The sequence below is a fragment of the Thiomonas sp. SCN 64-16 genome (assembly GCF_001725585.1).
Lineage (GTDB): Bacteria > Pseudomonadota > Gammaproteobacteria > Burkholderiales > Burkholderiaceae_C > Thiomonas > Thiomonas arsenitoxydans.
In genome coordinates, this window is the sequence record NZ_MEGQ01000001.1 from 1 (window position 1) to 13,681 (window position 13,681).

A 13,681-nucleotide genomic window follows, 5' to 3' on the forward strand; every position below is an offset into this window, starting at 1 on the left:
CAGATCGCCGATCCTTTCGTCCGGCGGGTATCTGGCTGCCACAACCTCCCAGATATCCGAAGAATTGCTCAGCGCCATCGCCATCGCACAGGCCGATGAAACGCGGGTTCCCGCGGCAGCGATGGGCGTGCCCCTGGAGGATACTGACCACCAGGTGGCCGTTGCTCATATCCTGCCGCTCGCAAGCGGGCATCGCAGGACGCGGCTGGTGTCACAGGCCACCGCCGCCGTCTTCATCACGCGCGACACGGCCGCTCCGCCGACCGATCTGGGAACGGTCACCCGCTTGTTTGGGCTAACGCCGACAGAGACACGCCAGCTCGAGCAATTGATGGCGGGCGCAACGCTGAGCGAGGCCGCCGCCGCCCTGCGCGTCAGCGAGGCAACGGCCAGGCACCATCGCGAGCACATCTTTGCCAAGATGGGAGTGTCGCGCCAGGCGGACCTCGTCTCGCTCGTCAGGCGCCTCGTTCCGCCGATCCGCCTGCCAAAGGACAATGGAAGACGGCAGGCCTGATCATGCGGCTTCCGCGCGAACGCAATCCGATGCCTACGAGACGAGCCTTATCTTTCCGGTAGCGGCCGCGCTGTCCGGCAGGTTGTCCAGGCCCGCGATGGCGTAGCCGTCCCGCCCCTTCGCCTTGGCCTTGTAGAGCGCCCCATCGACCTCGGCCATCAACTCTCCGCCGACCAGGGACTGGTCCGGCGACCATTCGGCGACGCCCACGCTGATCGTGAAGCGGACGGACTTGGCGCCAGCGCCGCTGCGCGAGCGGACCGCGGCGACCAGCTTGCCGGCGACCTCCTCGGCCTGCCGGGCGCTTTGCGCCCGGGCGGCGGGCCAAGCAGCCATCAACGGGGCGGCCGCCAAAGCCCGCAACAAATGACGGCGATGAATGAATTGAGGCGAAGGCATGTGGGTCTCCCTGTTGTATGGATGGATCAACAGCGTCAATAATGCCGCAGAATTTCACCCTCAGCACACAGTCCACCATGATGCTCACCCTACCCGCCGCGCATAGCGCCTGGACCCAGCCCAATTTCGGCGCTGTATTGCTGGCCGAGTTGCAACAGACCGGGGCGCTGATCGGCCCGTTGCAGCAAGGCATACGCCGCGGCAGCCACGCCCTGACCGACGACGTCAGCCTGATGGTGCTGCAGCGCAGTGAAGGCGACGACGATCTACGGGTGAAGGCGGGGCTGAGCTACTTCAGCATCATTCCGGGCTGTGCCTGCGAAGCCGACCCGACGCCGATGAGCGAGCTGCCCGAGTATGTGGAACTGCGCGTCGCCATCCGCCGCACCGACAGCGCGGCCACGCTGGAACTGCTCGACGACTGACGCAATTGTTCAACCCAGATATTCCATTGGGACACGGGATGATGGCGCGGCGGATTGGGGATGGATTCTGCCCTGCGTGACAAGCCCATAGCCGTCGCTATGGGCGCGAAGCGCGGGGGTGAAGACACCCCAAACCGCCCGCCAGCGCCCGTGTAGGGGCGTAGCCACGCCTAATGGAAAATCTGGGTTCTCAAGGCGCCAAGCGTTGGCGCTTCCAACGGCCATCGGCCTGTAGCGCATACGCCAGTCGGTCGTGCAGACGGGAGGGCCGCCCCTGCCAGAACTCCCAGGCATCGGGAATCAGACGATAGCCGCCCCAGTGCGGCGGACGCGGCGGACTGATGCCGTAGCGCAGACCGAATTCCGCGGCGCGTTTGAGCAGGACGGCGCGCCCGTCGATGGGCTCGCTCTGCGGCGAGGCCCAGGCGCCGATGCGCGAGGTCAGCGGCCGGCTGGCGAAGTAGGCATCCGATTCTTCCGCGCTGACCTGCTCCACCCGCCCTTCGATGCGCACCACCCGCTCGAGCTCCACCCAGTGGAACTGCAGCGCGGCGAAGGCGTGCGCCGCCAGCTCACGGCCCTTGCGGCTGTGATAGTTGGTGTACCAGACAATGCCGCGCGCATCGACGTGTTTGATCAGCACCACGCGGGTGGAGGGGCGGCCGTTTTCGCCCACGGTGGCCAGGGTCATGGCGTTGGGCTCGGGCACCTGTGCGTCCATGGCCTGCTGCAGCCAGTGCTCGAACTGTTTGAGCGGATCGGCCTCGGCGTGAGCCTCGTCCAGTTCGGCCCGGCTGTAGTCTTTGCGCAAATCGGAAAGTGATTTCATGCAGGGAGTATAGAAATGGAGCCCGGCAGGCTCCTTGCGGAAGATGTGACTGAAGTCACAATCATGTATCAAAATTTTTCAATATTGCGTTCGATCAATATCAATCAGCGACCGCGCGCCCACAATTCCGTACCATTTTTCTCAACTATTACCCACACCATGTCCACGACTTCCGCACCGCAATCCGCCGAACCGGCGCACGCCAGCAGTTGGCTGGCCCACTTCCCCATCACCCTGTTCGCCACCGTCATGGGCACGACCGGCCTGGCCATCGCCTGGCACAAATCGGCGCAGGTGCTCGCCATGCCGCACGGCGTGGGCATCGGCCTGAGCTATGTCGCGCTGGCGCTGTTTGTCTTGCTGCTGCTGGGCTATGGCGCTAAGGCCCTGCGCTACCCCGGCGAACTCAGGGCCGAGTTCAACCACCCGGTGCGCATCAGCTTCTTCCCGGCCATCTCCATCAGCGCGCTGCTGCTGTCCATCGCCTTTTTGCATGTGCAGCCCGTCTGGTCGCAGGCCATGTGGTGGGGCGGCATTACGCTGCATCTGGTGTTCACCGTGGTCATCATGTCGTCGTGGATTCACCATACGCACTACCAAATCCAGCACTCCACCCCGGCCTGGTTCATTCCGGTGGTGGGCAACATACTGGTGCCCATTGCCGGCATGACGCACGGCTCGCCCGAAATCTCTTGGTTCTTTTTCAGCGTCGGGCTGGTGTTCTGGATCGTGTTGCTCACAGTGATGATGAACCGCTTTTTCTTCCACCCGCCGGTGCCCGCCAAGCTGCTGCCCACGCTGTTCATCCTCATCGCACCTCCGGCGGTCGGCTTCCTGTCGTATCTGGCGCTGGACGGCGGCGTGATCGACAACTTCGCCCGCGTGCTGTTCTATGTGGCGCTGTTCACCACCCTGCTGCTGTTCTATCAAATTCCGCAGTTCCGCAAGGTGCCGTTCTTCATGTCGTGGTGGGCCTATTCCTTCCCGCTGGCCGCCATCACCATCGCTTCACTGACCATGGGCAGCAAGATTGGCAGCGGCTTTCTCATAGGCTTGGGCGGGGCGCTGCTGGCGCTGACCTCCGCGCTCATCGCCCTGCTCGTGGTGCTCACCCTCAAGGCCATCGGGGACGGCAAGGTGTTCATCCCGGAATGAGGGTGGACTTGCTGGGGCGCGACTCAGGGTAACTGTGCTTTACAGGCGGCGTGACGCTGCTTAATGTGAAGCCGTGACTTTGAAGCCGCCGCCCCAAGGAGGCCGCCGTGTCTGAACAGAACGCCGTCGTTCCTCATGCGCCTTGCGCACGGCCGTCCTCGACGTCAAGGCGGCGTCTGTTGCGGCTGGCTCTAGTGTGGCCTGCCGCGACCCTGCCGCTGTTTTGGAAGTTCCCCGCGGCAGAGGCGGCGAATTCCAGCGCGGAATGGTCGGCCGACCCCGAGGCGGCCCGGGCGGCCAAGCTGCTCAAGGCGATCGGCTCGGCGTATTGGATACCGGAGGGTGCCGGGCCGCGCATCGTTTACATCTTTTTCGATCCGAATTGCCCGTTTTCGCACAAGCTCTACCTGGCCACACGGGCCGAAGTCGGCAAAGGCGGATTGCAGTTGCGGTGGATTCCGGTGGGACAACTCGAAGCCAGCAGCCCGGGCAAGGCCGCGGCCATTCTCGCCGCGCCCGATCCACTCACGGCCTTCCACAAAAATGAGGACGACTGGAACTTCGGCGACAGCCCGGCAGGCGGCATCCGCCCCCTGGCCCACCCCAGCGCCCGGGTGCTGCACCAGCTTCAGACCAACGCCGCGCTCATGCGTCAGGCCAATTTGCACACCTTTCCGGTGATGCTCTATCGCACCGCCAACGGCCGTGCCCACCTGATCGTCGGCCTGCTGCCGGAAGATGCCATCGCAACCGTGTTGCGCAGCGCTAGTTGACGCGCGGTCCTGAGCTACTTCACGCTCGCGAGGATGTCCTTGAGCTGCTGCGCATCAGGCGGGCCGACGACGAGCATGGCGTCGCCCTGTTTGTCGCGGTAGAGCAGGGTGGGCACGCCCGGCGATTTGGTGGCTTCGAGCAAGGCGTTGTTGGCGTTGAGCATGGCGCTTGTGGCGGGCAGTACCTTGCTGGCCGGGGCGATGCCGCCGCCCTGCCCTGTCGGCCCTTTGCCGTAGGTGTTCTCGTTTTCGTGAAACGCTTTGAGACGGTCTGGCGCCTGAAGAATGGCGGCGCCTTTGGTCACGCTGGTGGGGGTGAGCACGGCCACGGGCACCCAGCGAATCTCCAGTCCGTCCTTGCCCACTTTCGGGCGCAGGTTGGTGTAGAGCTCGTGGCAGTAGGGGCAGTTGGCGTCGAAAAAGATGTAGATCACTCGCGGCCCATGGCCTTCGGTGATGATCGTGGCCTTGCCCATCTCGCTGAGCACTTTGACGGCGTCGGGGTTCTGGGTCTGCTGGGCGCTGGCAAAAGGCGCCAGACCCATGACGCTGGCCGCGACGACGGCGGCAAAGGCGGTGCGCAACGCAGCGCGGCGATTGAAAATCATGCGGAGTCTCCTCGTCTTGTGGGGTGTTTGTCGGCGCAGTATGCCGCAAACACAGCGCGCGCAGAAGACCTGAGGCCGAGCTCCAACGCTTACTTGGCCGACGCCATCTCCGCTTTGAGCCGGGCCAGATCGGCGTCCACCCCAGTGGAGGTGCGCAGCTTATCGAGCGCTTTCTCGGTGCTGTCGCGCTGGTCCAGCGGATCGCTGAGGATGCCGGCCTCGGTCATGCCTTCCAGGGCTTCGGCCTTGGCCTGCATCTGTGAGGTCTTGTCCTGCGCGCGGCGCATGGCGTCACCGGCATCGGCCAGTCCCGCGCCCAGACCGGTGAGCGACTCGGACACGCCGACCTCGGCGCTAGCGGCCGCCATCTGGGTTTTCATCACCTCTTTCTGCGTGCGGAACTGTTCGATGCGATCCTGCAGCTTGCTCTCGTAGGCGGTGAGCTTCTCGGCCTGCGCGGCCACGCTGTCGTGCGCCTGTTGCAGCGAATCGATCTTTTGCTGCGCGGCCTGCTTTTCGCCCAGAGCGGCGCGCGCCAGGTCTTCGCGCTGCGCCTGCAGCGCCATACGAGCGTCGGCTTCGGCCTTATCGGCATCGTGCTTGGCAGCGGTCATCTGGTTTTCCAGCGAGATGCGTTCGGTGATCACATCGGCCAGGTGCCGCTTGGTGTCCTGCAGCGTGGTGATCATTTTTTCGTAAGACAAATCCAGCGTCTGCGCCGGGTCGTCGGCGTGGTTGAGAAAGGTGTTGACGCGGGCTTCGAGAATTTCGGCGGCGTGTTTGAACAGGGTCATGAGAGTTCTCCTTCAGGTCAAAGATGGTTCAGTCGTTCACTGGAATGACGAGTTGCGGGTTGAGCGCATCCACCAGCGCGTCGGCCTGCTCCATCGCCTTCACCGCGGTGCCCACGGCGAAGAACTCGATGACATGCGGCTGCCAGTTGTGCGAGCCTTCGTGCAACTGCACGCCGGTGATGCCGTCGGCCTGCGCGGCGGCAGCTTCGTGCTGCATGCGCTCCATCGCCAGTTCTCGGGCGTCGTACATGGCCTGGGTGAACTGCGCCAGCTCCACGTTGTTGCCCAGATTGCCGAGCGAGCGCAGCGCACCCTGGTGGGCGACGTGATAGACGCACGAGCCCATGACCATTTCCATCGGCCGGTAGCCCGACTTGAGCAGCATCCAGAAGTCCTGCCCCGACAGGTCGGAAGTGAAGGGCTTGCCGCCCACGCCTTTGAAACCGGGGTCGCCGGTGCGGTGGGCAATGGCGGTGCCGATGGCCATGAACTCCAGAATGTCCTTGTCCCATTCCATGCGCTTGACCTCCAGCCGCAGGCCGACCACGCCGTCGGCGCGCAGCAGAATGGCCTCTTGCTCCATGCGGCTCATGGCGAGTTCGCGCGCCTGATACATGGCTTGCGACAGCACGTCCATTTCCATGCTGGTGGACCACTGGCCGTACTGAATGCCGAGGTGATAGACGCAGGAGCCGACCACCAGGCCCAGCGGCTCGAACCCGGCCTGGCGCACCATGACGAATTCATTCACCGACAGGTCGGAGGTGAAGATGCCCTCATGGCTACCCTGGGCGCGCAGGCCCTTGAGCCGCTCCACCGCGTGGGGCGCGAGTTGCTCGGCGGCGGAAGCTGCGGGAGTTTCGGTTTGAGGCAATGCGGTTCTATCGTTCATGATGGTTTCCTAGGGTTGGGAGCGAGGGGCTTCAAGCTGACGGTCCGCCAAGCTGAATGTGGGGCAGACGCGGGAGCGCAGCGGACGGTTGGGCTCGTAGGCCACGGCGGTGCCGATGGCGATATAGCGGCACTGAAAACGCGGCGGCTCGCCGCCATCGCCCTCTTCGCGCGTGAGTTCGCTGTATTCGGTATGCGCCAGCACCGAGGCGTTCAGCCTTTGGCCGTCGCTGCGCAGGTGTTCGATGGCGCTCAGGCGCACATGCTGCTGAAAGGCCGAGAGCTCGCTCAGTTCAACATTGCTCCACAGCGCACCGGCCTGATACGCCGTCTGCGCCGAAGCGCCGAAGGGCGCGCCGCTCATCATCCCGAGCCCCGCGCCGTAGGCCGAGACACGCGGCAGGTACCAGTCGAAGTGCGCGCCGATGGCAATACCCACGGGCACCGCCCCATCATCGAGCAGACGCACGAAGTGCAGCGCCGACACCGTGGCCACCGCCGGGTCGGTGGAGGGCGGCAAACCGCGAATGCGCACCGCGGTGCCGGTGAGCGCGAAATCCACATCGTTCGGCCCCTGCCCGGCATGCGCCTGCAAGGTCACGTCGACCACTGCGTTGGCGCCCAGCAGCGCCGCCTCCAGCCGCAGGCGGTCGAGGGCGTGATGCCAGCCGTCGTAGTGCCCGTCCGACCAGGAGTAGTCGAAGTGGTACCAGCAATTGCCGTTGACCATGCCGAGCGGCTCGATGCCGTGAATGCGCTGCGCCAGCATTTCCGCCGGGGTGGCGGTACTCACCCAGGGCAGCTCGCGCCGCGCCGTGGCGGCCAGGCGCGCCTTGACGAATTCAGGCAGGTCATTGCCGGGCAGCGCCTCGGCCCAAGCCTGCTGCCGCGCCAGTTCATCGGCGCTGAGCGCACGCGGTGCGGCCAGGGTGTGGGCGGACGCGGTGAGCCCGTCCACCGCATGGCGCGCGTCCTGCGCGACGCTCTCGGCGCGCTGCTTCAAAGTGTTCCAGAGTGACATGCCGTGCTCCTAGTGCATCAGAAAATCATGCAGCGACTCGCTGGCGCGCTGCAGTTCGCCGGACTGCGAAAACAGCGCTGCCAGCAGGCTCTCCATCCACCCGGCCAGACTCAGTTCGTCGCGCTTGAGGATGACCCCGCCCACCACCCGGGCGCGCTGGGTGTGCACCCCGGAAGGATGGCGTTCAAGCAGGTAATGAAACTCCTCGGTGCGCACGGTGATGCTTTGCACATGGCTGGTCTTGGCGAACAGACCGTCGCGCTTGCGCACCACATCCACCTGGCCCGGCAGATCGCCTTCGAGGCGCGCAGCCAGACCCTCGACAAAGGCCTGGATGTCGGCGCTGGAGCGGCGGATCCAGGCGGCTTGCAGATCGATCTGGTTGGCGTCGTCCGCGCCGGGATCGGTGGGATTCAGGGTGTCGTTCATGGGTGGGGAGCGTGGTGAGGGAACATCGAGGCCAGCCGCGGCGCGCGGGTGCCGCGCAACATCACCGGAACCACCGGCATGTCGGCCCGCACCGCCGCCTCGAACGGGCCGAGGTGAAAGCCGAGCCGGCCGGGGTCGCGGCGCAGCTTGCCGCTGGAGGTCTTGCGCACGGTGTGCAGCAGGGCCAGCACCCCCTGGTCGGGCGCGCCGAACATCACCACACAGTCTTTGTGCACCCCGGCCAGTTCGCCCACGGCGAGTTCGACTTGGCGCGGATAAATATTTCGCCCGCCGAGAATGATGAGATTTTTCACCCGGCTGGTGATGTAGGTCTCGCCCTCGACGCGGTAGGCCCGGTCGCCGCTGTCGAGCCAGACGTCGCGCGGCAGCGTTTGCGTCGGTTCGAGCTCCACCGTTGCCGCGTGTGCCCCGGCGCTGCTCGGCGGCCCCTGGCCATTCTCACTTCGCACAGATTCCATGTCCGGCTCCCGCCAAGCCGCGTTCGCCCTGCTGGCGACGCGGGTTTCGCTTCACGCTCAATCATGGGCGATGGCTGTTGGATCGGCAGCGTCCAGAAAAGTGCGGCGCCTTAAGACTCGCCAAAGCGAAGCCAGGAATGGCGCTTGAGAGCGCCCCCAGACCTGCCGCGTTCGCGTCAGACCCCACGAGGGGGACGAGCAACCTCAGGGCCCGATCGACTGCAGCCACGCCCGCAGGGCAGCCTGATCGCGCGGGGCGCCCATCGCGAGTTGCGCTAGTCCGCTGCGGTCGCGATAGACCGCCAGCGGCACGCTTTCATACACCCCGGCTTGTTTGAGCACGCCGACATTGGCCGCGAGGATGCGGCCGGTGGCTGCCGTGATTTGCCCCTCACCCGGAAGCGCCGGTGCAGGGCGGTTGGGGTCGAGCCCATGTTCTTCGGTCGCGCGAAACGCCTGCAGCCGGTCTTTGGCCTGCAGGATGGCGGCCGCCTTGGCCGCGCTGCTCGGCGCAAGAATGGCCACGGGCACCCAATCGACCTGCAAACCGTCTTTGCCAACGTAGGGGCGCAGCGCGCTGTAAAGCTGTCGGCAATAGGGGCAATTGGGGTCGAAAAACACGGTGAGCACGCGCGGGCCCTGCCCTTCACGAATGCGCGTGGTCTTGTGCAACTGCGCGAGCACCTGCGCCGCGGCCCGGATGTCGGGCGCAACCCCGGTCTGCACCGCGGGCGAAGCCGCCTGCTGCTGGGCCTGAACGGGTAGAGCGCCCAGACAAAAGGCGGCACCGCCGAGGCAAAGAAGTCGAGAACAAAAACGTGATCGGACCATGGCATCACCTTTCGCAACTCAGGAAGTCATCCTGATCAGCCACTCACTTTGCGATACGCGGCCAGCAAGGCGCTGTGGTTGACGCTGGCTTCAAAGTTGGGGCCAAGGGTGGTCAGGCCCCAGAAGCGTTGTTCCTGATTGAGCAGCGCAAGGGCAAGGTCGAGCGTATGGCTGCCGAAGAGCAGGCGCAGCGCAGGGGCGTAGAGTGAGAGGGTGTGAACGAATCCGCCATGCCCGCTCGTCGCACCCAAATCGTCCCACTCGGCGTTGCGTTCGGTGTTGTAAGCGCGCGCCGTGCCGACGGGCACGGCTGTGCTTTGCGCCTTGATTGAAACCCTTTGGGCACGCTGCTCGGCCACGCCGGATTCATTCACACCCTCTGAGGCGTCCTGCAGCTTGAGCAGATCGGCGATGCAGCGAAACACCTTGAGCCGTTCCGGGCTGCGCTGGCCATACTGGGCGAGCCAGGCGCAGCCTTCGAGAATGGCGTCGTCATCGCCGCTGGCCAGTGCCAGCAGCAGCTTGAGTTCGCCGATCTTGAGCCCGGCCCAGGCGGTGTCGGGGTCGGGGGCGAGACCAATGAGCACGCTCACCGGGCGCTCGTCGGCCAGTTCCAGTTCGACGATTTGGTCGTAGAGCGCAACGCATTCGTCCCCGGACAATTCCGGCAGGCGGGCGATGTCGGCGCGCAGCGCAATGCCCACACTGTTGTTCTCGTATTCGAGTTCGTCCACCGGATAGATTTCGCTCACCCCGGGCACCAGGATGCGGCAGGCGTAAACGCCGAGCTGGGTGAAGTCGGCGACATAGATCTGATGGCCCTCGGCGTGCAGCGCGGCCACTGACCCGTGGTAATCCTGTTCGGTGGCCGCGCCGAAGTTCCAGTCGGCAAAAGCGAAATCGGGGGTGTTGCGCAGGAACTCCCACGACAGCACGCCGCTGGAATCGACGAAGTGGATTTCCAGGTTTTGCGGATCGGCGATCTCGTCACGGTCGAAGCCGGGCGCGGGAAATCCGGCCAGCGCGTCGAGCGCGCGGCCCTGCAGCAATTCGGTGAGGGCGCGTTCCAGCGCGATTTCGAAATGCGGGTGCGCGCCAAAGCTGGCGAAGCAGCCCTGATCGCCGGGGTGCAGCAGGGTGACGTTCATCACCGGGTAGCGCCCGCCGAGCGATGCGTCTTTCACCACGATGCCGAAGCCCGCCTCGCGCAGGCCGCGGATGCCGGCGGCAATGTGCGGGTAGCGCGCGATCACGTCCTCGGGCACGTCCGGCAGACATAGCGCTTCGCGGATGATGCGGAACTTCACATGACGCTCGAAAATTTCCGACAACGCCTGGGTGCGCACTTCCATCAGCGTGTTACCGGCCGACATGCCGTTGCTCACATACAGATTGCCGATGAGGTTGACCGGAAAGTAGGCGGTCGCGCCGTCGGACAGACGCTGGTAGGGCAGCGCGCAAATGCCGCGCGCCACGTTGCCGGAGTTGAGATCAACGAGCTGCGCGGCAGGCACCGCTTCGTGCGGGTTGTAGAAGGCGCGCAGCTCGGGGTTGAGCAGCCCCTCGGGCCAGGCGTCGCCGTTCAGCGGGAACCAGCGCTCACCCGACGCATGCACATGGGCGCGATGGGCGATGGATTCGCCCAGGTAGAAATGCGTCCAGAAATAATGGGTGGACAGGCGCTCGACAAACTCGCCCAGCGCGCTGGCCCGCGCCGCCAGCTCGGAGGTGCCCTTGCCGTTGGAGAACAGCAGCGCGCAGTCGTGATCGCGCACATGCACCGACCATACGCCTTCCACCGGGTTGAGCCAGGAGCGCTCTTCGAGGTGAAAGCCCAGCGCGCTCAGCTTGCTGCGCAGCGTGGCGATGGACTGTTCGAGCGAAGCGTCCTTGCCGGGAATGAAATGTTCGGGGGAGGTCATGGGCGGGGCCGGTGGAAAAGGGCGCTCAGCATAGAGCCTGCGCCCGGGCCGCCCCGCTGTGCGCCGTGGTCAGCTCTCGGTGTTTGGCTTGGCGTTGCCGGAGGGGACGGAGTTCGGCGGCGCAGCGCTACCGTGATCTTCGCCCGGCGCATCGGCACTGTCGGGTTTATTGGCCTTGCGCTGCAGTTTTTCCTGCTTTTTGCGCTCTTTGGCGAGTTCTTTCTGACGCTTTTCGTAGGAGTAATTTGGCTTGACCAATGGGGTGTCCTGGTGAATGGTGAAAGAGGCCTTGCAGCCACTGAAGACTTTGGGGCGCGAAGCGGGAATGTCACATGCTATCGAAGGTCGCGGCCCGGACTCGCCGCATCAAGCACTCTTCGCGTCGAGACGGTGCTGCGCGGCCAGTTCCATGATGCGCTCCAACTCGGCATCATGAATGCCGATGTCGCGCAGCGCCTGCGCAGTGCGCGCGACGTAATCGAAAGTGGTGCCGTAGCGGCCACGGCAGGTGCGCAGAATGTCGAGCAACTGCGCGTCGTCTAGTTCACCGGTATAGCTCGGGCTGCTGGGCCGCAGGGTGAAGGCCAGCGCCTGCACCACGCCCTGCGGAGTGCGGCAGGCAATCCAGCGCGGGTCATAGACGGCGCGAGGCATTTCGCGCTTCCACAACTGGCGCAGTTCGCGCTCGGCCCGACTTTGGGGCACGCGCAGGGCAATGCCGCTGCAGGAACCGCCGGACATCAGCGCGAACACCAGGCCGGGCGCTTCTTCCGTGCCCCGGTTGATGCGCGACCACATGCGCAGCGTGCGCCGCCAGCCCCACACCCGCGCCGGACGCACTTCGTCATGCACGACTTCCGGGTTCCAGATCAGCGAGCCGTAGCCGAACACCCAGAGGTCGCCATCAGGGCGGCTAGCCAGCGTGGACTCCAGCATGTCTTGCGGATCCCGCCCCGGAAACTGGGGCAGGCCGTGATCGTCATCGGCTTCGCGCATCATCCCGGCATTGTCCGAGAAACCCTGCTGCACCGACCCTATATGAATCAGAAAGCAGATCAGCAAACGGTCGATCTGTCGTGGTCGGACGCTGCATCAACGTGGCAACACGGTGCTGCCCATCAAAAACCGGTCGATCTCGCGCGCGGCCTGGCGGCCTTCGCGGATCGCCCACACCACCAGGCTCTGACCACGGCGCATATCGCCCGCGGCGAACACCTTGGGCACATTGGTGGCGTAGCCGGTTTCGTCTTCGGTGCCCGCCTTGGCATTGCCGCGTGCGTCCTTGTCGATGCCGAAGGCGTCGAGCACACTGCCCACCGGATGCACGAAGCCCATAGCCAGCAGCACCAGATCGGCAGGCAGGGTGAACTCGCTGCCGGGCACTTCCTGCATGCGGCCGTCTTTCCATTCGACGCGGCAGGCCTTGAGCTGCTTGACTTTGTTCTTGTCCTTGCCGGTTCCGGGGATGAACTCCTTGGTCGCCACCGCCCAGTCGCGCGAGCAGCCTTCTTCGTGGCTGCTGGAGGTGCGCAGTTTGATCGGCCAGTACGGCCAGACCAGCGGCTTGTTCTCTGCCTCAGGCGGCTGCGGCATGACCTCGAACTGGGTAACGCTGGCCGCGCCGTGGCGGTTGCTGGTGCCCACGCAGTCCGAGCCGGTATCGCCGCCGCCGATCACCACCACATGCTTGCCCGTGGCTGTGATCTGGTTTTTCAGCTTGTCTCCGGCGTTGACCTTGTTCTGCAGCGGCAGAAACTCCATGGCGAAGTGAATGCCATCGAGTTCGCGCCCCGGCACCGGCAGATCGCGGGGAAACTCGGCGCCGCCGGTCAGCAGCACCGCGTCGAAGTCGGCCTGCAACTGAGCGGGAGTGAGGGTCTCCTTGGCCCAGTTGGCCACAGTGGCGCCGGGGCCGTCCTTGGGCAGTTCGGCCACCAGCACGCCGGTGCGGAAGGTCACGCCCTCGGCCTGCATCTGCGCGATGCGACGGTCGATATGGCTCTTTTCCATTTTGAAATCGGGAATGCCGTAGCGCAGCAGACCGCCGGCGCGGTCGTTCTTCTCGAACACGGTGACAGCGTGTCCCGCACGGGCGAGTTGCTGTGCCGCCGCCAGCCCAGCCGGGCCGGAGCCGACCACGGCCACGGTCTTGCCGGTCTTGTGCGCTGGCAGCTGCGGCGTCACCCAGCCTTCGTTCCAGCCCCGGTCGATGATGGCGTGCTCGATGGACTTGATGCCCACCGGCGCTTCATTGATGCCCAGGGTGCAGGCCGCCTCGCAAGGCGCGGGACAGATGCGCCCGGTGAACTCGGGGAAGTTGTTGGTCGAATGCAGCACGTCGAGCGCGCGCTTCCAATCGCCCTGCCATACGAGGTCGTTGAAGTCGGGGATGATGTTGTTGACCGGGCAACCGTTGTTGCAGAACGGAATGCCGCAGTCCATGCAGCGCCCAGCCTGCGTCTTGGCCTTGTCTTCCGGCAGTTCGTGGACGAATTCCTTCCAGTGCTTGAGCCGCACGGCGGGGGCTTCGTACTGTTCTTCCTGCCGCTCGAATTCCATGAATCCGGTGATTTTTCCCATGGTCGATCCTTGTTCGTGGTGCTTGAAC

Annotated in this window: 17 protein-coding genes; 4 read left to right on the top strand and 13 right to left on the bottom strand. The window is 65.0% G+C overall.

The window, feature by feature from the left end:
- The coding region (locus tag ABT24_RS00005) for a helix-turn-helix transcriptional regulator (protein ID WP_286737277.1) at nucleotides 1–517 on the top strand (517 nt) is incomplete at its 5' end.
- Nucleotides 518–550: 33 nt separating this feature from the next.
- Here the strand turns inward: ABT24_RS00005 and ABT24_RS00010 are convergent.
- Nucleotides 551–916: a diguanylate cyclase domain-containing protein gene (locus ABT24_RS00010; RefSeq protein ID WP_286737278.1), complete on the bottom strand. Its 366-nt coding sequence runs from the start codon at nucleotides 914–916 to the stop codon at nucleotides 551–553.
- 80 nt (nucleotides 917–996) lie between these two features.
- On the opposite strand from ABT24_RS00010, the gene ABT24_RS00015 reads away from it, so the two are divergent.
- Nucleotides 997–1,341 carry a hypothetical protein gene (locus tag ABT24_RS00015; RefSeq protein ID WP_041608558.1) on the top strand — a complete coding sequence of 115 codons (345 nt, stop codon included), beginning with the start codon at nucleotides 997–999 and terminating at the stop codon, nucleotides 1,339–1,341.
- A gap of 190 nt (nucleotides 1,342–1,531) precedes the next feature.
- Here the strand turns inward: ABT24_RS00015 and pdxH are convergent, their stop codons facing one another.
- A complete protein-coding gene (gene pdxH, locus ABT24_RS00020; protein WP_013122456.1) occupies nucleotides 1,532–2,170 on the bottom strand; it encodes a pyridoxamine 5'-phosphate oxidase in 639 nt (212 codons plus the stop codon).
- A gap of 159 nt (nucleotides 2,171–2,329) precedes the next feature.
- Between pdxH and ABT24_RS00025 the strand changes: the two genes are divergently transcribed.
- Entirely contained in the window at nucleotides 2,330–3,325 is a 996-nt protein-coding gene (locus tag ABT24_RS00025) for an SLAC1 anion channel family protein (protein ID WP_276727940.1), read from the top strand.
- Between the two features lie 107 nt (nucleotides 3,326–3,432).
- Entirely contained in the window at nucleotides 3,433–4,098 is a 666-nt protein-coding gene (locus ABT24_RS00030; RefSeq protein WP_276727937.1) for a thioredoxin fold domain-containing protein, read from the top strand.
- A gap of 14 nt (nucleotides 4,099–4,112) precedes the next feature.
- Here the strand turns inward: ABT24_RS00030 and ABT24_RS00035 are convergent, their stop codons facing one another.
- The 11 genes from ABT24_RS00035 to ABT24_RS00085 all read right to left on the bottom strand — a co-directional run bounded on the left by ABT24_RS00035 (nucleotide 4,113) and on the right by ABT24_RS00085 (nucleotide 13,653).
- Nucleotides 4,113–4,706 (bottom strand): thioredoxin fold domain-containing protein, encoded by a 594-nt coding sequence (locus tag ABT24_RS00035; RefSeq protein WP_276727935.1) that lies wholly within the window; start codon nucleotides 4,704–4,706, stop codon nucleotides 4,113–4,115.
- An 89-nt stretch (nucleotides 4,707–4,795) separates the two neighbouring features.
- Nucleotides 4,796–5,500 carry a PspA/IM30 family protein gene (locus ABT24_RS00040; RefSeq protein WP_013122448.1) on the bottom strand — a complete coding sequence of 235 codons (705 nt, stop codon included), beginning with the start codon at nucleotides 5,498–5,500 and terminating at the stop codon, nucleotides 4,796–4,798.
- 28 nt (nucleotides 5,501–5,528) lie between these two features.
- Nucleotides 5,529–6,392 carry a heavy metal-binding domain-containing protein gene (locus ABT24_RS00045; RefSeq protein WP_013104955.1) on the bottom strand — a complete coding sequence of 288 codons (864 nt, stop codon included), beginning with the start codon at nucleotides 6,390–6,392 and terminating at the stop codon, nucleotides 5,529–5,531.
- A gap of 9 nt (nucleotides 6,393–6,401) precedes the next feature.
- Complete coding sequence (locus ABT24_RS00050) at nucleotides 6,402–7,412, bottom strand: YbjQ family protein (RefSeq protein ID WP_276727931.1); 1,011 nt, start codon at nucleotides 7,410–7,412, stop codon at nucleotides 6,402–6,404.
- 9 nt (nucleotides 7,413–7,421) lie between these two features.
- Nucleotides 7,422–7,841: a hypothetical protein gene (locus ABT24_RS00055; RefSeq protein WP_276727928.1), complete on the bottom strand. Its 420-nt coding sequence runs from the start codon at nucleotides 7,839–7,841 to the stop codon at nucleotides 7,422–7,424.
- Nucleotides 7,838–8,320: a hypothetical protein gene (locus ABT24_RS00060; RefSeq protein ID WP_276727925.1), complete on the bottom strand. Its 483-nt coding sequence runs from the start codon at nucleotides 8,318–8,320 to the stop codon at nucleotides 7,838–7,840. The genes ABT24_RS00055 and ABT24_RS00060 overlap by 4 nt, the downstream gene beginning before the upstream one ends.
- A 204-nt stretch (nucleotides 8,321–8,524) precedes the next feature.
- On the bottom strand, nucleotides 8,525–9,151 hold the full coding sequence (locus tag ABT24_RS00065) for a thioredoxin fold domain-containing protein (protein WP_276727922.1): 627 nt from the start codon (nucleotides 9,149–9,151) through the stop codon (nucleotides 8,525–8,527).
- A gap of 35 nt (nucleotides 9,152–9,186) precedes the next feature.
- The gene (gene ycaO, locus ABT24_RS00070) at nucleotides 9,187–11,073 is read right to left on the bottom strand and encodes a 30S ribosomal protein S12 methylthiotransferase accessory factor YcaO (RefSeq protein ID WP_276727919.1); all 1,887 of its coding nucleotides are present in this window, start codon (nucleotides 11,071–11,073) and stop codon (nucleotides 9,187–9,189) included.
- A gap of 69 nt (nucleotides 11,074–11,142) precedes the next feature.
- Nucleotides 11,143–11,331: a hypothetical protein gene (locus ABT24_RS00075; protein WP_276727915.1), complete on the bottom strand. Its 189-nt coding sequence runs from the start codon at nucleotides 11,329–11,331 to the stop codon at nucleotides 11,143–11,145.
- A gap of 108 nt (nucleotides 11,332–11,439) precedes the next feature.
- Nucleotides 11,440–12,072 carry a gamma-glutamylcyclotransferase gene (locus tag ABT24_RS00080; protein WP_276727911.1) on the bottom strand — a complete coding sequence of 211 codons (633 nt, stop codon included), beginning with the start codon at nucleotides 12,070–12,072 and terminating at the stop codon, nucleotides 11,440–11,442.
- A gap of 93 nt (nucleotides 12,073–12,165) precedes the next feature.
- Nucleotides 12,166–13,653 (bottom strand): glutamate synthase subunit beta, encoded by a 1,488-nt coding sequence (locus tag ABT24_RS00085; protein WP_013104947.1) that lies wholly within the window; start codon nucleotides 13,651–13,653, stop codon nucleotides 12,166–12,168.
- Nucleotides 13,654–13,681: the final 28 nt, after the last annotated feature.